The following is a 19341-nucleotide window of genomic DNA, read 5'->3' as shown; positions in this document are numbered from 1 at the left end:
CAGCAGCATAGCGTAAGCGGCTGGTCGCTGAGTTGCACGTTACACTACTGTCAGCTTGCTGCCTCGTCGGCACCGAGGTCGCGCATCAGCAGAGCATGCTCGAGCGCGACCTGCTCCGGAATGGGCAGGTACACCACATGGCCATCGCCCGGCGCCACCTCGATGGCCTGCTGCTGGCGGTTGCACAGGCGGTGCAGGTCGAAGTGGTAGTTGCCGCGCGGGGTCATCAGCTCCAGGTGGTCACCCACGGCGAAGCGGTTCTTCACCTTGACCTCGGCCAGGCCATCGACACGCACGCCGGTCAGCTCGCCAACGAACTGCTGGCGCTCCGAGACCGAATTACCGCGCTGGTAGTTCTGGTACTCATCGTGTACGTGACGGCGCAGGAACCCTTCGGTGTAGCCTCGTTGCGCAAGGGACTCCAGGTTGCCCATCAAGGTGCGGTCGAACGGCCGCCCGGCCACCGCGTCGTCGATGGCCTGGCGATACGACTGCACCGCGCGGGCACAGTAGAAATGCGACTTGGTGCGCCCTTCGATCTTCAGCGAATGCACGCCCATGGTGGCCAGGCGCTCGACGTGCTGGATGGCACGCAGGTCCTTGGCGTTCATGATGTAGGTGCCGTGTTCATCCTCGAAAGCGGGCATTTCAGTGCCGGGGCGGTTGCTTTCCTGCAGCAGGAACACCTGCTCGGTCGGGGCTCCCAGGCCAAGGGTGGGCTGCACTTCGCGTACGATGTCGCCGGTGGCGTTCTCGGTGGCCGGCGTGGCGTCGTACTTCCAGCGGCAGGCGTTGGTGCAGGTACCCTGATTGGCGTCACGCTTGTTGAGGTAGCCCGACAGCAGGCAACGGCCGGAGTAGGCCATGCACAGGGCGCCGTGGACGAACACCTCCAGCTCCATGCCCGGCACCTGCTGGCGGATTTCCTCGATTTCTTCGAGCGACAGCTCGCGTGACAGGATGACCCGGCTCAGGCCCAGTTGCTGCCAGAACTGCACGCTGGCCCAGTTGACCGTATTGGCCTGCACCGACAGGTGCACCGGCATCTGCGGGAAGTGCTGGCGCACCAGCATGATCAGGCCGGGGTCGGACATGATCAGTGCATCCGGCGCCATGTCGATCACGGGCGCCAGGTCTTTGAGGAAGGTCTTGAGCTTGGCGTTGTGCGGGGCAATGTTGACCACCACGTAAAAGCGCTTGCCCAACGCATGCGCCTCCTGGATGCCCAGCGCCAGGTTGGCATGGTCGAACTCATTGTTACGCACCCGCAAACTGTAGCGCGGCTGTCCTGCATAGACTGCGTCGGCACCGTAGGCAAAGGCATAGCGCATGGTCTTGAGGGTGCCGGCGGGGGCCAGCAGTTCGGGCTTGGCGGTCGGGTTCATGTGCGCACCGGGGCAAAAGGCGCGGATGCTATAGCCGGCGGACAATACACGTATTGATTTACATCAAGGGAGTGGTGGCACTTTTACCCAAGCGGCGCGCACTAATATCCCAGAAGCCATTCGAGGACCTGCGATGAACGAAGCTGCGCTACAGAACAAAGCCCTGGCCGTACTTTTGGCGCTGGTGACCATCGCCTTTTTCTGGATATTGCTGCCTTACTACGGTGCGATCTTCTGGGCGGTGATACTGGGCATTCTGTTTGCCCCGCTGCAGCGGCACCTGCTGATCCGCTTTGGGCGCAGGCGCAACCTGGCCGCTGCCACCACGACGCTGGTGTGCCTGCTGGTGGCGATCCTGCCGGTGATCATCACCAGTGCATTGTTGGTGCAGGAGGGGGCCACGCTGTACCAGCGTATCGAAAGCGGGCAACTGGACATCGCCGGTTACATCGAGCGTGGCAAGGACATGCTCCCGGCGTTTGCCCAGCATGGCCTGGACAACATAGGCATGGGCAACCTCGACGGGTTGCGCGAAAAAATCACCAAGTGGGCAACCCAGGGTAGCCAGGTATTGGCCAGCCAGGCGTTCAGCTTCGGTCAGGGTACATTCGAGTTCGTGATCAGTTTTGGCATCATGATGTACCTGCTGTTCTTCTTCCTGAGAGAAGGCGCCGAGGTGGCCCGCCGTGTGCGCCTGGCCGTGCCACTGCCCGAACACCAGAAGCGCCGTTTGCAGCTGAAATTCAACCGGGTGGTGCGGGCGACGGTGAAAGGCAACGTGCTGGTGGCCATTACCCAAGGGGCGCTGGGCGGCTTCATCTTCTGGGCGCTGGATATCCCCAGTGCGTTGGTGTGGGCGGTGCTGATGGCGTTTCTGTCGCTGCTGCCGGCAGTGGGCGCTGGCATCGTCTGGGCGCCGGTTGCAGCGTATTTCCTACTGACCGGGGCCATATTGCCGGGGGTGATTCTGAGCGCGTTCGGTGTGCTGGTGATCGGCCTGGTGGACAACCTGCTGCGGCCGATCCTGGTGGGCAAGGACACGCGTATGCCGGACTATCTGATCCTGGTGTCGACGCTGGGTGGGCTGGCAGTGTTCGGGCTCAACGGCTTCGTAATCGGGCCATTGATTGCGGCGCTGTTCGTGTCCAGCTGGGCAATCTTTGCCTCGACCAAACCGCAAGTGCAGTTGCCGCAGTAGAACGTGCACGGGGGCTGCAAAGCAGCCCCACTGGCCGGATCAGAAAGATTGCGGCATTTCACCCTTGGCCAGGCGCCGGTTGATGTCGGCGATCACTTCGGGCAGCTCGTTGATGGTGTCGATCAGGTAGTGCGGGCGGGAGCCTGCAAACAGTGCGTGGATGCGCGTGCGCTCGCTTTCCAGCTTCTCGGCGCTCAGTGCCCGGTAGCCTTCCCAGGTCAGCCCCAGGGCATTGCCCGAGCATACCAGGGCCACGGTCCACATGCCGGCGCGTCGGCCTTCGAGAATGCCCGGCACGGTGTCGTCCACCTTCACGCAGGCCGCTACGTCGTCGATGCCAAGGGCAATCACATTGGCCAAGGCCTGGGCTGGCCATGGGCGACCGTTCGGGGTTTCATCGGTGGCTACCACATGGTCGGCCACGTAGCCATTCTGCGCGGCCAGCTCCACCACCTTGTCCATCACCACTTTCGGGTAACCCGAGCAGGAGCCGATCTTCAGGCCGTCCTGGCGCAGGCTGGTCAAGGTTTCCAGGGCGCCAGGGATCAATGCCGAGTGCACGGCGATTTTCTCGATCTGCAGCGGCATGAAGCGGTTGTAGATGGCGGTGACATCATCGTCGGTGGGGGGGCGGCCGAACACCTTGCGGTAGCGCTCGGCAATTTCCGGTACGTCGCACAGGGTGCGGATGTGGTCCCATTTGCCCATGCCCATCGGGCCTCGGGCTTCCTCGATGGTCACTTGCACGTCGAATTCGGCGAACGCCTCGACGAAGATCTGGGTCGGCGCGAAGGAGCCGAAGTCGACCACGGTGCCGGCCCAGTCGAGGATGGCGGCTTGCAGCTGGGTAGGGTTGTTGTAGTTCATGTGGCTAATTCCTGAAGTCGGGTGGGCAAAGGGGTCAGATGTCCAGCACTTCCATTTCCCGCAGCACTTGGGCCACGGCATTCACGGCGGCTTGCATGCCGTCGGCTCCGACCACGCCGATGCAACCGACACGGAAGGTTTCGACCTGGGTCAGCTTGCCTGGGTAAAGGATGAAACCCTTGGCCTTGACCCGCTCGTAGAAGTCTTTGAACTGGTAGCGGGCATCGTTGGGTGCATGGAACGTGACAATGATCGGCGCCTGGATCTCGGCCGGCAGGAAGCTGCGCAGGCCGATGGCAGCCATGCCGTCGAGCAGGGTCTTGCAGTTGTCGGCGTAGCGCTGGTGGCGCGCTGGCAGGCCGCCTTCCTCGTTGTATTGCTGCAGTGCTTCATGCAGGGCCGCGACCACGTGGGTGGGCGGTGTGAAGCGCCACTGACCGGTCTTGGCCATGTAGGCGTGCTGGTCGTGAAGGTCCATGGCCAGCGAGTGGGCATTGCCTTCGGCGGCGGCCAGGGCTGCTTTTTCGGCGAAGACGAAGCCCATGCCGGGTACGCCTTCCAGGCACTTGCCGGAGGCGGCGATGAGTGCTTCGAAGGGGATTTGGCGGGCGTCGATTGGCAAGGCGCCGAACGAGCTCATGGCATCGATGATCAGGCGTTTGCCGTGGCGTTTGATGACCTGGGCGATCTCGGGCAGCGGGTTGAGGATGCCTGTGCTGGTTTCGCAGTGAATCAATGCCACGTGGGTCACGGACGGGTCGGCAGCCAGCAGGCGGTCGACATCAGCGGCGGTAGTTGGCTGGTCTTCGGCGGTTTCGAAGGTGCTGTACGTGCGGCCCAGCACTTTGCAGATTTTTGCCAGACGCTGGCCGTAAGCGCCGTTGATCAGCACCAGAACCTTGCCATCGCGTGGCACCAGAGTGCCGATGGCCGCTTCCACGGCGAAGGTGCCGCTGCCTTGCAGGGGCACGCAGTGGTGGCTGGCGCTGCCGTCGATGATCGCCAGCAGCTGCTCGCACACGCTGGCCGTCAGTTGGTTGAAATCGCGGTCCCAGGAGCCCCAGTCCACCAGCATGGCTTGGCGGGTGCGGATTGATGTGGTCAGTGGACCTGGGGTCAGCAGAATCGGGGCGTTGCTCATTCCGTTATTCCTCACAAGCGGTGGGCTGAAACGACGGGGCCTAGGTTGCAATTCGCGCTGCTATCAATCAAATTGTTTGTTGTTATCTCAGCTATAAGTCAGGCCGATAGAAATGAACCTGTTCCAGCTCCGCGCCTTCGATGCCGTGGCCCGCGAGGGCAGCTTTACCCGTGCCGCCGAGCGGCTGTTCATCAGCCAGCCGGCCGTGACCGGGCACGTCAAGGCGCTGGAGGAGCACTACCAGATCACCTTGCTGCGGCGCACCGCACGGCGGGTGGAATTGACCGAAGAGGGCACCCGGCTGGCGGCCATCACCCGCGCCATGTTCGGCCTCGCCGAAGAAGCACAGGCCATGCTCGAAGCCAACCGGCAATTGCTGACCGGGCGGCTGGAGGTGGCGGCCGATGGCCCGCACCGGGTCATGCCCATGCTGGCGCAGCTGCGTGAGCGCTACCCCGGCATCACTGTCAACTTGCGGCTGGGCAATGCTCAGGAGACGCTGGCTGCGCTGTTGTCCGAGCATGCCGACGTGGCGGTGCTGACCGAGATCGAGCCGCGCAAGGGCCTGTACCTGCAGAACCTCTGCGAATCACGCCTGTGTGCCTTGTTGCCTGCGGGGCATGGCTGGGCCCACGGCGACGGCGATTTGCCCCTGGCCGAACTGCACCAGCAGATCATGGTGCTGCGCGAGCCCAGCTCCACCACGCGGCGCACCTTCGACAAAGCCTGCATCACGGCGGGCGTGCAGCCGCGTGTACTGCTGGAACTGGACAGCCGTGAGGCGGTGACCGAGGCGGTGGCTTCGGAGCTGGGTATTGGTGTTGTTTCTTCTACAGAAGTGGCCAATGATCCGCGGGTGGTGGCACGGCCATTGTCTGGCGAGGGCCTGGTCAACCAACACCTGATCGGTTGCCTGGAGCGCCGTCGCGAATTGCGCCTGATCCAGGCGTTCCTGGGCCTGGCGGTGGGGCTGTGATGGCTGTTTTCAGCAAGGCGGCCTAAGATGGCCGGCAACCCGCCGACAGGACCGTCGATGAGCGAAAAAGACACTATTTCCATGCAGCTGGTGCGTGAAGCGCTGTTGCAGACCTGCCCCGCCGGTGAGCCCGATAGCGCCTTGCTGGCCCGGGCGGGAATCGCCGTTGAACACTTGCAATTGCCAGAGGCGCGTGTCAGTGCAGAGTCCTATGCCCGGTTGTGGCGCCTGCTGGCACGCCGCTGCAACGACGAGTTCTTCGCCATGGACCCACGCGGCCTTCGCAGTGGCAGCCTGGCGTTCATGTGCCGTGCCAGCATGGGCCAACCGACCTTGGGCGCGGGGCTGGAAACCGCGCTGGCATTCCTTTCGCTGATGCTTCAGGACATGCAGCCCAGCCTGGTGCGCCAGGAAGGTCTGGCCGAGATTGTCATCAATGAGCCGCGTGACGAACCGCGCCGCGCGTTCACCTATTTCACGTTCTGGATGATCGTGCATGGGGTGGCGTGCTGGCTGGCTGGGCGGCGTATCCCGATCCTGAGCATTGACCTGCGTTGTGCCGAGCCACCCTTTTGTGACGACTATCGGGTGATGTTTTCGGAAAACCTGCATTTTGAGCGCCCGCGCACACGCATGATCGTTGCCTCGGCGTGCCTTGACCTGCCGCTGAAGCGCAACGAGGAGGAACTGCAGCGATTTCTTGCCGAAGCGCCGGGCAATATCTTGGTCAAGTACCGTGATCCGGCCAGCCTCGGGCGACGCATACGTACCGACCTGCTGGGCCTGGCCCCTGAACATTGGCCAGATGCCGACAGCCTGGCACGGCAGCTGTGCCTGTCGCCTTCGACTCTACGCCGGCGCCTGGCCGAAGAGGGGCAGAACTACCAGGGGTTGAAGGACAGTGTACGCAGAGAGTTGGCGATCGCCTGGCTAAGCCGGGAAGACGTGGCCATGGGCGAGCTTGCCGAGCAGTTGGGGTTTGCCGACAACAGTTCGTTCTACAAGGCGTTTCGCAAATGGTTTGGCTGCAACCCTGGGCATTATCGGGCATTGATTCAGGCGCGCGGGGCAGGGCACTGAGGGACTAACGCTTCCGGCTGTAGTGCGGCAAGCGGTAAGGGCAAGGTGGCAGGTCGAATCATGCATGATATCGCCGAGCAGTTGCCCGCCTGGCTGAGGGGTGCCGGACCAAAACCACTGGCGTTGCTGCGGGCCTGCATGACGGCACATTTTTCTGGGCGCCGTACCTGGGTGCCAGGTATCCCGAGGCGTATGCGCGTATCTCCGACGATTTCGACACGCGGATGGATACCCTGGGTCAGGAAAAGGAAGCCCGGCAGTGGTGAGTATGTGCACCGCTGTGAGCAGCTTAAACGGGAAACGGAACAGGCGTTCGAGGCGCTTGCCTTGCAGCTTACCGAGCAGGAACTGAACCTGCCGTTGCAGGGGCAGCCGCACCAAGGCGTCTGAGCTGCCCGCACCCGTTCCCTCTGCATCCTGGTCAGGCAGTTGAGCAACATGGTTGGCTTCGTCCAATAGCTGGGGAACCAACCATGACCACCAACGCGACTGGCCACGATCAATTCATGGCTGCCAGATTACCTGAGTGGCTCAAACGTGCTTCAAAGGGCCAGATCAATGCCTTGCGTACCAGCCTGAACGCGCATCATGCCAGCCAGGCGCGCCTGCGTGGGCTCACCGTCGAGCTACTGCCGCTCCAGCCGTTTGCCGAGAAACACCTGCTGGCACTGCTGGATGCACCGTTGCCTGATGGGCAGGCGTTTGCCCAGCTCGAATGGCTGAGGGTTGCTCCGCGGTTCGGCACTCTGCCAGGCACATTGCAGCAGACGTACGCGTACAGCCAGACACGTGAAAACGGGTTGCTGCGGCTGATGCGCAACTTCGCTGCGAATACAAGCTATTACATAGGTACCGGGCTGGTTCTGCCCGGCAGCGATAAGCCCTTGAATGCATCGCTGGACGCATTGATTGCGGCTTGTCGCGATCTGGACGTTGGCCAGAAATATCAGGACGAGCTGGAAAGGATCTTTCATCCGGCTACTCAAGCGATGCTGGCTGCAGACAAACGTTCGGGGTTGAAACTGGCCACCGAAATTGCAGCTTTGCAGGGAAACATAAGCGCCGATGTACAGATCGCCTTGCGTGAGGTGGTGGACCACGGTAAGTCGCACCGACAGCAAGGGTTGACGGGCGACCCCATGCTGCTGAAGGCGCTAGGGCAACCTGTGGCCGATGGGTTGCTGATTCGCCTGCGTGACAAGGCAGGGAATGAACGGGGCATCGTCCTTTACCTGGCGAGTGATCCTCGGCAAGCGCTGCGTTTTTTCGATGATGCGCCATCCATGAACAGCAGGCTGGCATCGCTGTTGAAGGAGCCATCGTATAGGCAGTACTTCACGCAGCTGATCAGCATTGAGCACCGCGCCGCGTTTGTCAGCACCCTTGGCAAGCGCCTGAAGGATGCACTACCGGACCTGGCGCTTGAAGGCACGGCACCGGGCGGGGGGATTTTCACGGAACTGGCTACCCGGCAAGTGCAAAGGGTCAAGCATGATGCCCGCTTGTTGCTGGTACCAACCGCCGATGCTGATAGCCAGGCCATAAGCGCCAGACACGCGCAATGGAAGGCTGCGGGTCTGGACCTGATAAACCTCGCCGGATTGTTCATTCCCGTCGTGGGCGCCTTGTTGTTGGGTCAGTTGGTTGCCCAGACCTGCTCGGACGTGTTCGAAGGGATAAGGGACTGGTCGAGCGGGCACCAACATGAAGCGCTGGAGCATTTGCTAGGGGTGGCCGAGACCTTGGCGGCCACGGCTGCGACAGTGGCGGCGGTCAGTTTTGTGCGCAGTGCGTTTGTCGCGCGCCTTGAGCCGGTAAGCCATTGGGAATGGGCGCGGTCGGCTATGGCATTTCGATCCCGCGAATTATCGCTCCATGCCGGGCTCTATCGGTCTGCTGGAAGAGGGACGGTATGGTGAGGATGCACGTCGCTGGGTTCGTATCGACGGGCGCTATCACGAAGTGCATCAGCCGGTCCCTGGCGGCCCCTATCGCTTGCGTCATGCCGCGGGTGAGGGTGGCTACGGGCCGGTCGTGTTGCACAACGGTGAGCGTGGCTGGCGCCTAATGCGCGAGCAACCGCTTGGCTGGCAGGACCCTGCGCGCATGCTGGATGCGTTGTGGCCACAGCATCCCGCTGTCGATGCGCATCAGGCCGAGCAGATACTGCGGGTCGCTGATATGGATGAAGATGAGTTACGCGCGGTGCTGGTGGAGAACCGAGCGGCCCCCGTGAACCTCGGGCAAACCCTGCGCGCCTTCCAGGCACATGCGCGTATTCAGACATTTTTCGAGCGCGTTCGGCTGAAGGCATTGATGCCATCCGACAGTGAGCTGTTGACCTGGAGTGAAGGCCGACCAGATGTTGGGGTGGGGCTGGAGCCGTTACTGGCGCACGAGGCCGAGTTGCGCCCGCAACTGTTTGCCCACCTGACAGACCAGCCGCTTGTGCAAGGCCCCTTGAGCCTGTTGGTCAAGCGCGACTTCCCCGGCCTGCCTGCCGCCTACATAAACGAGCTTGTCGGCCAGGCAGGTGAGCTTGAGCACGAAATGGCGCGGGTCGAGCAGCGCTTGCCTTTGTCGTGCGCGAAGCACGCCCGTTCGCTCCTGCGCCTGGCGCGGTTGAACCGGGGGCTGGCCGGGTTGTATCTGAGTACAGCCTATAGTGACGTCACCGGCGAGCTGGCCCTTGCGTTGCTGGATTCCTTCGAGCTTGACCAGCTCGACATCGACTTGCGTGACAGCGCGCTGGATGGGCGGTCTGTCAAGCACCTCGGTAGCGGCGGGCAGAGCGAGGCGGAAAGGGTACTGGTTCGCCATGAAGGCAGGTTTCAGGTCTACAACGGGTTAGGTGAGCAACAAGCGGCTCCGCCCGGCGAGCCTGGCTGTATCTTCGAGGCACTCGTTGCCGCCCTCACGTCTGAACAGCGCGCGGCGATGCAGTTGACGGGCAGTGGTTTGGCCGGCCAACTGCGTACGCTGCTTCTGGAGCGGTTACCCGGTACCCATTGGGGTATTGCACGCATGCTCGGTTGGCCGGAGCAAGGTGCCTGGTTCAATCCGGGGCGCCGCCTGGAGGACGGGCGCGTGGGTTACACGCTCAGTGGCCGCGCTTCAGCTGCGCCCCGCGATGAGCGGGCAATCGCTCGTAACCAGCTGCGATCGCTTTATCCTGGCCTGGATGAGGCCGCGCTTGACGTGGAGCTGGCGCGTTTGCAGGAAAGCGCGCAGCCCGTGCTGGAGCGCCTCGTGGCGCTGCAGGATGACCATGATCAGCTGATGCAGCACCTGAACCGCTGGGTCAGTGCCGAGTTGGGGGAGGGGCGGCAAGCCGCACGCAGGTTGACGGCCGACAGCATATTGCGCGCCTGGCGATTGCAGGGCGAGCCTGTCTCGACCGGTCAAGCGCAAACACAGGAGCAGCGCCTGTCGCTGAGCGGTTTGCACTTGCGTACGCTGCCGGCACTGCCACCACAAATCGACTTCCATCGCATTACCCTGCTCAGCGTGAACGACACCTTGGTCACTGACATTCCGGTCGATTTCCTTCGTCCTTTCACTGCACTGACGCACCTGAATCTCAACAACAACGGTTTGATGCGCATGCCGACGGGGCTTGCGTACCTCCCAGGTATTCAAGCGCTCAGATTGGCGCGTAACCAGCTACGGCTTGACGCCCAGGCAATCGGTATTCTGCATGGGCTGCCAAACCTTACGCTTCTTGATCTGAGCTACAACCGGCTGGAAGCGCTGGACATGAGCTTCTATCAACTCTCCCGACTGAAAAACCTGAACCTGCGCCATTGCCGTCTCGGCGCCTGGCCGCGACGCCTGGAGCTGTGTGGCCTGCTTGAGTGTGCTGACCTGCGCGACAACCAATTGCGTGAGGTGCCGGCGCAAATCCAGCAGATGCCTCATGCGTTTCGGCGTTCCATTCTGATAGAGCGCAACCCCTTGTCGTCCATGCAGCTCCGTAGATTTTACGCGCTCGATGTGATTGAGGAGCATCGGCACTCGCCTGAGCCGTCATGGACATTTGACCTGGCCCGGACTCGCACGCTCTTGGCCGAGCATGACGATACGGCGGTTCGGGCGACGCGAGAGGCCCTGTGGCAGCGTTTGCTGGCGCAAGCGAATAGCAGTGGGTTCTTCAGGTTGTTGGCTCGCCTGGAAATGACGGCTGACTACACGGGCGCTGGCGACGGACGTGTTGCGCTGGTTGACGGAGTATGGGTGCTGCTGGGCGCGCTGGACAACGATCCCGTGCTCTGCCGGCGAATATTTGAACGGGCTGACGCGCCGCTGTCGTGTTCGGATGCTGTCGCCAGCCGGTTCAGTGAATTGAGGGTACAGGCCAGCCAGGCGCAGGCTGAGGCAAACGCGGTCAATCCTGAAAGCGGCAACCAGCTGCTGGAACTGGGCCGGCAACTGTTCCGGCTGGATCAGGTGGAAGGAATTGCCCGCCAGGATTACCGGCAGCGTCTGGCCGCCGGTGAGCCCGTTGATGAACTGGCATTGGGACTTGCCTACAGGATCCGCCTTCGCAGCCGTTTGCAGCTGCCTGGTCAGCCGTACGCCATGCGCTATCCCGACGCTGTCACGCTTGCACAGGCCCGGATAGAGGATGCATTTCGGCGGGTTAACCACGCGCAGACCCTCGAGAATTTGGCCGATAGCCTGAGTCAGCGCGCGTTCTGGAACCGTTACCTGCGCCAGCAGCATGGCCGCATGTTTGATGCCATCCGTGCAGACTATTCGCAGCGCCTGCTTCGGCTGCAGGCTCAGCGGCCTGCCTTGTCGGCGACGGCCCTTGAGCAGCAGCAAACGCGACTACGAGAGCAACAGGGCGTCGATATCGAGCGCCTGGTCGTGGCGCTCACCCAGTCCTACCTGCGTGCAGCCGAGCGCGGGCAAGGGTAACGAGTGGCGGCCAAACCGGTCATCCAGATTGACAACTTTGGCCATTGCCGCCGCGCTTGAGCGGCGCGAACATCGTTGGACCGATGGTTTAACTCCAAAAACAAGAAGCCAGGAGTCTGACGATGCGCGATTACGCCGAGGCCGCCCGTGCGTTCGACCATGCCAATGCTGTTACGGCGGCATTGCATGGCAACCTCGAAGCCCTCAATGCCTGTGTCGAATGTTGTGATCGGCATGCCGGAAACGGCAAGCTGGCGCTGATTTACGAAGACCGCGATGGCAACAGCGCGCGCTACAGCTTCGATCAGCTCAAGGCGCAGGCAGCCCGCTTTGCAAATGTGCTCAAGGCGCAGGGGGTGGGGGCCGGAGACCGGGTGGCCGGGTTGATGCCGCGCACGCCCGAACTGCTGGTCACCATTCTCGCCACTTGGCGCCTGGGGGCGGTTTACCAGCCCTTGTTCACGGCGTTCGGCCCCAAGGCTATCGAGCACCGGCTTGAGCAATCCCATGCCCGAGTGGTCGTCACCGACAGCCAGAACCGCGCCAAGCTGGACGATGTGCAGGCCTGTCCGACCATCATCACCGTCAGGGCCCGCAGCGGTGAGCTGGACTTCCAGCAATGCCTGGAGCGCGCAGCGGATGCCTGCGAGCCGGTGATGCGCTCGGGCAACGATCCGTTCCTGCTGATGTTCACCTCCGGAACCACCGGCCCGGCGAAACCATTGGAAGTGCCACTGCGGGCGATTGTCGCGTTCCAGGGCTACATGCGCGATGCCATCGAACTGCGTCCAGAGGACAACTTCTGGAACCTGGCCGACCCGGGTTGGGCGTATGGCCTGTACTACGCCGTTACCGGCCCGTTGTCACTGGGGCACGCCACCACCTTCTACGATGGCCCGTTCAGTGTTGAAAGCTGTGCCCGGGTGATCGACAAGCTGGGCATCACCAACCTGGCCGGCTCTCCCACCGCTTACCGTTTGCTGATTGCGGCGGGCAATGAATTCTCGGCGCCGATCAAGGGCCGCCTGCGGGTGGTCAGCAGTGCTGGCGAACCGCTTAACCCGGAGGTGATCCGCTGGTTCTCCGACGAACTGGGCGTGACCATTCACGATCACTACGGCCAGACCGAGTTGGGCATGGTGCTGTGCAACCACCATGGTTTGAAGCACCCGGTGCACCTGGGCTCGGCCGGCTTTGCCATCCCTGGCCACCGCATTGTGGTGGTGGACGAGCAGGGTAACGAACTGCCGGCCGGCCAGCCGGGCATCCTTGCTGTCGACCGTGAGCAATCGCCGTTGTGCTGGTTCGGTGGCTACCACGGGTTGCCGACCAAGTCCTTCATTGGCAAGTACTACCTCAGCGGTGACACCGTCGAGCTGAACCAGGACGGCAGCATCAGCTTCGTTGGCCGCAGCGATGATGTGATCACCACCTCCGGTTACCGGGTTGGCCCGTTCGATGTGGAAAGCGCGCTGATCGAGCACCCGGCGGTGATCGAGGCGGCGGTGATCGGCAAGCCCGACCCGGAGCGTACCGAGCTGATCAAAGCGTTCGTGGTATTGGCCAGTGGCTACAACGGCAGTGCCGAGCTGGAAGAAACCTTGCGTCAGCACGTACGCCAGCGGCTGTACGCGCATGCCTACCCCCGAGAAATCGAATTCGTCAGCGAGCTGCCCAAAACCCCGAGCGGCAAGCTGCAACGCTTCATCCTGCGTAACCAGGAAGTCGCCAAACAAAACGCGCAACAGGCCACCCCTGCCAGCGCCTGAAAGGAAACCGATCATGCAGATAGCCAACAAACACTTCATCGTCAGCGGCGCCGCCTCCGGGCTGGGTGCCGCGACTGCGCAGATGCTGGTCGAGGCCGGCGCCAAGGTCATGCTGGTCGACCTCAATGCCCAGGCTGTCGAGGCCAAGGCCCGGGAGCTGGGTGACAACGCCCGTTTCGCCGTGGCTGACATCAGTGATGAGCAGGCGGCCCAAGCGGCTGTCGATGCGGCTGTCAGCAGCTTTGGCAGCCTGCATGGGCTGGTTAACTGCGCTGGCATCGTCGGTGCGCAGAAGGTGCTGGGCAAGCAGGGGCCTCATGGCCTGGCCAGCTTCGCCAAGGTCATCAACGTCAACCTGGTCGGCAGTTTCAACCTGCTGCGACTGGCTGCGGCGGCCATGGCCGAAGGGTCTGCCGATGAGGGTGGGGAGCGTGGCGTGATCATCAACACGGCGTCGATTGCCGCCTATGACGGGCAGATTGGCCAGGCTGCCTACGCGGCATCCAAGGGCGCCATCGCCAGCCTGACCTTGCCGGCCGCCCGTGAACTGGCGCGCTTTGGCATCCGCGTGATGACCATTGCCCCGGGCATTTTCGAAACACCGATGATGGCCGGCATGACCGAAGAGGTGCGTGCTTCGCTGGCGGCCGGTGTGCCATTCCCGCCACGCCTGGGCCGCCCACAGGAATACGCTGCACTGGCCCGTCACATCATCGAGAACAGCATGCTCAACGGCGAGGTGATCCGCCTCGACGGCGCACTGCGCATGGCAGCCAAGTAAGGAGAGCGAACATGACCCTCGCCAATGACCCAATCGTAATCGTCAGCGCCGTGCGCACGCCCATGGGCGGCCTGCAGGGCGACCTTAAAAGCCTGACCGCGCCACAACTGGGCAGTGCGGCCATTCGCGGCGCCGTGGAGCGCGCCGGCATCGACGCTGCCAGCGTCGAGCAGGTGCTGTTCGGCTGCGTGCTGCCTGCCGGCCAGGGCCAGGCACCGGCGCGTCAGGCGGCGCTGGGCGCCGGGCTGGACAAGCACACCACCTGCACCACCCTGAACAAGATGTGTGGCTCGGGCATGCAAGCCGCGATCATGGCCCATGACTTGCTGCTGGCCGGTACCGCAGACGTGGTGGTAGCGGGTGGCATGGAGAGCATGACCAACGCCCCCTATCTGCTGGACAAAGCCCGTGGCGGATACCGCATGGGCCACGGCAAGATCATCGACCACATGTTCATGGACGGCCTGGAAGATGCCTACGACAAAGGCCGCCTGATGGGCACCTTCGCCGAGGACTGCGCCCAAGCCAATGCCTTCAGCCGCGAAGCCCAGGACCGGTTCGCCATCGCCTCGCTGACCCGTGCCCAGGACGCGATCAAGAGCGGCCGCTTTGCCGCCGAGATCGTGCCGGTGGAAGTCACCGAGGGTAAGGAAAAACGCGTCATCAAGGATGACGAGCAGCCGCCCAAGGCGCGCCTGGACAAGATCCCGCAGCTCAAGCCTGCCTTCCGCGAAGGCGGCACGGTGACGGCAGCCAACGCCAGCTCGATTTCCGATGGTGCTGCCGCGCTGGTGCTGATGCGCCGCTCCGAAGCCGAGAAACGTGGCCTCAAGCCGCTGGCGGTGATCCATGGCCACGCCGCATTCGCCGACACCCCGGCGCTGTTCCCGACCGCGCCGATCGGGGCCATCGACAAACTGATGAAACGCACCGGCTGGAACCTGGCCGAGGTCGACCTGTTCGAAATCAACGAGGCCTTCGCGGTGGTCACCCTGGCGGCCATGAAGCACCTCGACCTGCCCCACGACAAGGTCAACATTCACGGCGGCGCCTGCGCCCTGGGTCACCCGATCGGTGCTTCTGGCGCGCGCATTCTGGTCACCCTGCTGTCAGCCCTGCGCCAGAACAACCTGCGTCGGGGTGTAGCGGCCATCTGCATTGGCGGCGGCGAAGCGACGGCCATGGCTGTCGAATGCCTGTACTGAGGTGAACCATGCTGGTAACTGACGAGCAACAACAGATCGCCGACGCCGTGCGCGCTTTCGCCCAGGAGCGCCTGAAACCGTTTGCCGAACAATGGGACAAGGAACACCGCTTTCCGAAAGAGGCCATCGACGAGATGGCCGAGCTTGGCCTGTTCGGCATGCTGGTGCCGGAGCAGTGGGGTGGCAGCGATACCGGTTATGTGGCCTATGCCATGGCCCTGGAAGAGATCGCTGCCGGTGATGGCGCCTGCTCGACCATCATGAGCGTGCACAATTCGGTAGGTTGCGTGCCGATTCTGCGTTTTGGCAGCGAGCAGCAAAAAGAGCAGTTTCTCACCCCCCTGGCCACGGGCGCGATGCTCGGTGCCTTCGCCCTGACCGAACCGCAGGCAGGCTCTGATGCCAGCAGCCTGAAAGCCCGTGCAAAGCTTGATGGCGACCACTACGTGCTCAACGGCAGCAAGCAGTTCATCACCTCTGGGCAAAACGCCGGGGTAGTGATCGTGTTTGCCGTGACCGACCCGGACGCCGGCAAGCGTGGCATTAGCGCCTTCATCGTGCCGACCGATTCGCCGGGCTACCAGGTGGCACGGGTCGAGGACAAACTCGGCCAGCATGCCTCCGACACGTGCCAGATCGTTTTCGACAATGTGCGTGTGCCCGTGGCCAACCGCCTGGGCGCGGAGGGCGAAGGCTACAAGATCGCCCTGGCCAACCTTGAGGGTGGTCGCATCGGTATTGCTTCGCAGGCTGTGGGTATGGCCCGCGCCGCATTCGAAGTGGCCCGCGACTATGCCAACGAACGGCAAAGCTTCGGCAAGGCGCTGATCGAGCATCAGGCCGTGGCGTTCCGCCTGGCCGACATGGCCACGAAAATTGCCGTAGCCAGGCAGATGGTGCTGCACGCTGCCGCACTGCGTGATGCCGGGCGCCCAGCGCTGGTGGAAGCGTCGATGGCCAAGCTGTTTGCCTCGGAAATGGCCGAAAAGGTCTGTTCGGATGCCTTGCAGACCCTGGGCGGTTATGGCTATCTGAGTGACTTCCCGCTGGAGCGGATTTACCGAGACGTTCGGGTTTGCCAGATCTACGAAGGCACCAGCGACATTCAGCGCATGGTTATTGCGCGCAATCTTTGAAGGAGCAGACTGCATGGCATTCGAAACCATCCTGTTGGACATCCACGGCAAGGTCGGCCTGATCACCCTCAACCGCCCGCAGGCGCTCAATGCGCTGAACGCGCAGATTGTCGGTGAAATCAACCAGGCCCTGGACCAGCTGGAGCGTGACCCGAATATCGGCTGCGTGGTGCTGACAGGTTCGGCCAAGGCCTTTGCCGCTGGCGCCGACATCAAGGAAATGGCCGGGCTGCAATACCCGCAGATCTACGTTGACGACCTGTTCAGCGATGCCGACCGCATTGCCAACCGCCGCAAGCCGATCATTGCTGCGGTGTCTGGCTTTGCCCTGGGCGGTGGCTGCGAGCTGGCGATGATGTGTGATTTTATCCTGGCCGCCGACAACGCCAGGTTCGGCCAGCCGGAAATCAACCTCGGCGTGTTGCCGGGCATGGGCGGTACCCAACGCCTGACCCGTGCGGTGGGCAAGGCCAAGGCCATGGAACTGTGCCTGACTGGCCGCCTGATGGGTGCCGAAGAGGCCGAGCGTGCTGGCCTGGTGGCGCGGATTGTGCCGCAGGCTGAGCTGGTGGAAGAGGCGCTGAAGGTGGCAGCGACCATTGCCAGCAAATCGATCCCGGTGAGCATGATGGTCAAGGAAAGCGTCAACCGGGCGTTCGAAGTTACCCTTAGCGAGGGTGTGCGCTTTGAGCGTCGAGTGTTCCATGCGGCGTTCTCCACTGAAGACCAGAAAGAAGGCATGGCCGCGTTCATCGCCAAGCGCGAGGCGCAGTTCAAGGACCGTTAATACTGGCAGGGGATTTTAGCCGGGCCTCCAGGTGCATGCCTGGAGAAGCCCGGCGCCAGGCCAGCACGGCCTTTCCCAACGCTACCTCCCTGGCACCGACCAGCGGATTGTAAGCACCTGAGGCAAATTCAGCCCCATTTGCAGTTGCTCCACGCGACGTGGCGCCTTAGACTGCCGCCCCCTGTAAAAGAGTGCCGGTTGGCGCTTGAAGAATTCCGCTGCCGAGGCCAAGGCGTCGGCGGCACATGAATCGCCCAAATGCACATTTTTTCATAGAGAAATCGATGACCAAGGAACAGTTGCTGGCCATGTCGGCCGATGACTACATGAACGCCGACCAGCTAGCCTTCTTCACTGAGCTGCTGCAGGCGATGAAAGTCGAAACCCATGAGCGCATCGAGCTCAGCCGCACCACCATCGAAGGCCTGGACACACCGTCGGACCCTGCCGACGTGGCTTCGGTCGAAGAAGAGCGTAGCTGGCTGGTCAATGCCATCGACCGCGACCAGCGCCTGCTGCCACAGCTGGAAATGGCCCTGGACCGTATTGCCGACGAAAGCTTCGGCTGGTGCGATGACAGCGGTGAGCCGATTGGCCTGAAGCGACTGCTGATCAGCCCGACCACCAAGTATTGCATCGAAGCCCAGGAGCGCCACGAGCAGCTCGACCGCCACCAGCGCCAGGTATAACCCCGCGCGCGGTGCCAAGCCCCACGGAGCAATCCCTGGGGCTTTTTGCGTTTCTCGTTGGCGCCGTTTTTGTTGCCCCGTGCGTAACACTGCTGTACCGGCATGCGCTGTTTCCTCGCCACGAGCAGGCGTATCATGGCTATATCGTTAGGTTGCTAATTAAGTTCCGGAGGGAATGATGAATAGCCGAGTCGATGTAGCCGTGATGATTGGTTCGGGGGTGCCGGCCACCCTGCAAGCGCTGGGCAAACGCATCTGCTGGGTGGTGCTGGTCAATGGCGAACGCCGTGGTACTGCATTTGCCACCCGTGAAGAGGCGTTGGAATGTCAGGCCGCCTGGCAGCAACAACTGAAGAAAGGGCTGGCTGCCTGAAAATGTTTATTGCCTCTCGACGGGTTTCGGTGTTTTCGGGCATATTTGTCCTACAGTAATGCGCATCGGGATGGCAAGCCTTGTGTTCTCGCAGGCCCGCTTCCTTGGTTGCGCTTTCTGGCGAGTGATCTCAGGCATCACGCTTCCCACGCCGGGAATGAGCCAAACGCCTTCGGTTGAGGGCGAATCTGGCAAACCAGAGTAAAGATTCCTGCACGCTGCATCGCCAGCGGGCACAGACATTTCGTATATCGCTTTATTACTCTTTTCGCCTATCGATAAGAAATGGCCGTGCCTCCCCGAGCTTGGGTGAGGGCGGGTTGTAACCGGTTGAGGATTACTTCATTGGCAGTCAGCACTCTTGATACCCATGCATTGTTCGCCCTGGGCGACTTGCGCGGTAAATTGGCCCAACTGTTCCAGGGCCGCTTCATCTATGTCACCGAACAGAATCCAGAAGGCCTTTACATGGCCGAAATCGACACCGAAAGTGCACTGGTGGTCGATGACAAGCAACGTCTGGAGCTAAAAGTAGGCGACCACTTCCGCGCTGCTGTATTGCCCAGCCGTGAGGGTGGCAAGCTGGAAATGCGCTTTCGCGAAATCAAGTTGAATGTGTATGGCGTGGGCGATTACGCCTTCGTTTCGGTGCCGGAAGGCGAGGGCATCGTGTTTCGTGAGGGCCAGGGCGTGATGCTGGTGTTCGCCGCACAGCAGCAAGTGCAGGAAGGCCTGGGCAAGTTGCTCAAGGCGGTGACCGGCAAGGTTGCCAAATGGCGCAAGGGTGAACTGACCACCTTCAAGGCCAGTGAGTGACCGGCGCTGACGGTGCACCTGCCTCGCGGGCTGAATTTCATCGGCAGCATCAGGCGGATGCCGTGGCCGAGGCCGAACGTTTGCTGGCCAGGCGCGAGGAACTGCAAAGCACCTGGTTGAGCTGGGTGGCGGGTGAGCTCTACCGGCTCGGCCCACCGCCTTATGTCGCCATGGTCCGGCGGGAGCTGCAGCGCCTCAGCCAAACGTGAGACGCAACC

16 protein-coding genes and 1 pseudogene are annotated in these 19341 nt (G+C 62.4%); 14 read left to right on the top strand and 3 right to left on the bottom strand.

The window, feature by feature from the left end:
- Window positions 1–50: 50 nt before the first annotated feature.
- Entirely contained in the window at window positions 51–1385 is a 1335-nt protein-coding gene (yegQ, locus tag ACF8MI_RS09320; RefSeq protein ID WP_060500503.1) for a tRNA 5-hydroxyuridine modification protein YegQ, read from the bottom strand.
- 133 nt (window positions 1386–1518) lie between these two features.
- On the opposite strand from yegQ, the gene ACF8MI_RS09315 reads away from it, so the two are divergent.
- Complete coding sequence (locus tag ACF8MI_RS09315; RefSeq protein ID WP_104835202.1) at window positions 1519–2583, top strand: AI-2E family transporter; 1065 nt, start codon at window positions 1519–1521, stop codon at window positions 2581–2583.
- 39 nt (window positions 2584–2622) lie between these two features.
- Here ACF8MI_RS09315 and phnX read toward each other — a convergent pair whose 3' ends face one another.
- Window positions 2623–3450, bottom strand: coding sequence for a phosphonoacetaldehyde hydrolase (gene phnX, locus ACF8MI_RS09310; RefSeq protein ID WP_200929238.1), 828 nt, complete (start codon window positions 3448–3450; stop codon window positions 2623–2625).
- Between the two features lie 34 nt (window positions 3451–3484).
- A complete protein-coding gene (locus tag ACF8MI_RS09305; protein ID WP_060500510.1) occupies window positions 3485–4591 on the bottom strand; it encodes a 2-aminoethylphosphonate--pyruvate transaminase in 1107 nt (368 codons plus the stop codon).
- A 112-nt stretch (window positions 4592–4703) separates the two neighbouring features.
- Here ACF8MI_RS09305 and ACF8MI_RS09300 point away from each other — a divergent pair, with 112 nt between their 5' ends.
- From ACF8MI_RS09300 to ACF8MI_RS09240, 13 genes and pseudogenes are all read left to right on the top strand, one after another.
- Window positions 4704–5567, top strand: a complete 864-nt coding sequence (locus tag ACF8MI_RS09300) for a LysR substrate-binding domain-containing protein (RefSeq protein WP_060500512.1) — start codon at window positions 4704–4706, stop codon at window positions 5565–5567.
- A gap of 57 nt (window positions 5568–5624) precedes the next feature.
- Window positions 5625–6647: an AraC family transcriptional regulator gene (locus ACF8MI_RS09295; protein ID WP_164524347.1), complete on the top strand. Its 1023-nt coding sequence runs from the start codon at window positions 5625–5627 to the stop codon at window positions 6645–6647.
- Window positions 6648–6707: 60 nt separating this feature from the next.
- Entirely contained in the window at window positions 6708–7037 is a 330-nt protein-coding gene (locus ACF8MI_RS09290; protein ID WP_125474438.1) for a hypothetical protein, read from the top strand.
- A gap of 83 nt (window positions 7038–7120) precedes the next feature.
- Window positions 7121–11567 (top strand): annotated as a pseudogene (locus tag ACF8MI_RS09285) (NEL-type E3 ubiquitin ligase domain-containing protein).
- A 122-nt stretch (window positions 11568–11689) separates the two neighbouring features.
- The gene (locus ACF8MI_RS09280) at window positions 11690–13336 is read left to right on the top strand and encodes an acyl-CoA synthetase (protein WP_060500519.1); all 1647 of its coding nucleotides are present in this window, start codon (window positions 11690–11692) and stop codon (window positions 13334–13336) included.
- A 13-nt stretch (window positions 13337–13349) separates the two neighbouring features.
- Window positions 13350–14117, top strand: coding sequence for an SDR family NAD(P)-dependent oxidoreductase (locus ACF8MI_RS09275; RefSeq protein WP_060500522.1), 768 nt, complete (start codon window positions 13350–13352; stop codon window positions 14115–14117).
- Window positions 14118–14128: 11 nt separating this feature from the next.
- Window positions 14129–15322: an acetyl-CoA C-acyltransferase gene (locus ACF8MI_RS09270; protein ID WP_060500524.1), complete on the top strand. Its 1194-nt coding sequence runs from the start codon at window positions 14129–14131 to the stop codon at window positions 15320–15322.
- 8 nt (window positions 15323–15330) lie between these two features.
- Entirely contained in the window at window positions 15331–16458 is a 1128-nt protein-coding gene (locus ACF8MI_RS09265; protein WP_060500525.1) for an acyl-CoA dehydrogenase, read from the top strand.
- Window positions 16459–16471: 13 nt separating this feature from the next.
- The gene (locus ACF8MI_RS09260) at window positions 16472–17245 is read left to right on the top strand and encodes an enoyl-CoA hydratase (RefSeq protein ID WP_060500526.1); all 774 of its coding nucleotides are present in this window, start codon (window positions 16472–16474) and stop codon (window positions 17243–17245) included.
- A 284-nt stretch (window positions 17246–17529) separates the two neighbouring features.
- Window positions 17530–17934 carry a TraR/DksA family transcriptional regulator gene (locus tag ACF8MI_RS09255; protein ID WP_003250099.1) on the top strand — a complete coding sequence of 135 codons (405 nt, stop codon included), beginning with the start codon at window positions 17530–17532 and terminating at the stop codon, window positions 17932–17934.
- Between the two features lie 178 nt (window positions 17935–18112).
- Window positions 18113–18307 (top strand): hypothetical protein, encoded by a 195-nt coding sequence (locus ACF8MI_RS09250; RefSeq protein WP_012271507.1) that lies wholly within the window; start codon window positions 18113–18115, stop codon window positions 18305–18307.
- Window positions 18308–18652: 345 nt separating this feature from the next.
- A complete protein-coding gene (locus ACF8MI_RS09245) occupies window positions 18653–19123 on the top strand; it encodes a hypothetical protein (RefSeq protein WP_060500527.1) in 471 nt (156 codons plus the stop codon).
- A complete protein-coding gene (locus ACF8MI_RS09240; RefSeq protein ID WP_060500529.1) occupies window positions 19120–19332 on the top strand; it encodes a hypothetical protein in 213 nt (70 codons plus the stop codon). Before ACF8MI_RS09245 ends, ACF8MI_RS09240 begins: the two co-directional genes overlap by 4 nt.
- The last annotated feature ends 9 nt before the right edge of the window (window positions 19333–19341 follow it).

The organism is Pseudomonas sp. yb_9, from assembly GCF_043103635.1.
GTDB classification, from domain to species: Bacteria; Pseudomonadota; Gammaproteobacteria; order Pseudomonadales; family Pseudomonadaceae; genus Aquipseudomonas; species Aquipseudomonas monteilii.
This window is presented reverse-complemented; position numbering and strand designations above follow the sequence as displayed.

Coding starts and splice junctions, on each gene's coding strand:
- yegQ (WP_060500503.1), bottom strand. CDS start 1,385: ATGAACCCGACCGCCAAGCCCGAACTGCTGGCCCCCGCCGGCACCCTC.
- ACF8MI_RS09315 (WP_104835202.1), top strand. CDS start 1,519: ATGAACGAAGCTGCGCTACAGAACAAAGCCCTGGCCGTACTTTTGGCG.
- phnX (WP_200929238.1), bottom strand. CDS start 3,450: ATGAACTACAACAACCCTACCCAGCTGCAAGCCGCCATCCTCGACTGG.
- ACF8MI_RS09305 (WP_060500510.1), bottom strand. CDS start 4,591: ATGAGCAACGCCCCGATTCTGCTGACCCCAGGTCCACTGACCACATCA.
- ACF8MI_RS09300 (WP_060500512.1), top strand. CDS start 4,704: ATGAACCTGTTCCAGCTCCGCGCCTTCGATGCCGTGGCCCGCGAGGGC.
- ACF8MI_RS09295 (WP_164524347.1), top strand. CDS start 5,625: ATGAGCGAAAAAGACACTATTTCCATGCAGCTGGTGCGTGAAGCGCTG.
- ACF8MI_RS09290 (WP_125474438.1), top strand. CDS start 6,708: ATGCATGATATCGCCGAGCAGTTGCCCGCCTGGCTGAGGGGTGCCGGA.
- ACF8MI_RS09280 (WP_060500519.1), top strand. CDS start 11,690: ATGCGCGATTACGCCGAGGCCGCCCGTGCGTTCGACCATGCCAATGCT.
- ACF8MI_RS09275 (WP_060500522.1), top strand. CDS start 13,350: ATGCAGATAGCCAACAAACACTTCATCGTCAGCGGCGCCGCCTCCGGG.
- ACF8MI_RS09270 (WP_060500524.1), top strand. CDS start 14,129: ATGACCCTCGCCAATGACCCAATCGTAATCGTCAGCGCCGTGCGCACG.
- ACF8MI_RS09265 (WP_060500525.1), top strand. CDS start 15,331: ATGCTGGTAACTGACGAGCAACAACAGATCGCCGACGCCGTGCGCGCT.
- ACF8MI_RS09260 (WP_060500526.1), top strand. CDS start 16,472: ATGGCATTCGAAACCATCCTGTTGGACATCCACGGCAAGGTCGGCCTG.
- ACF8MI_RS09255 (WP_003250099.1), top strand. CDS start 17,530: ATGACCAAGGAACAGTTGCTGGCCATGTCGGCCGATGACTACATGAAC.
- ACF8MI_RS09250 (WP_012271507.1), top strand. CDS start 18,113: ATGAATAGCCGAGTCGATGTAGCCGTGATGATTGGTTCGGGGGTGCCG.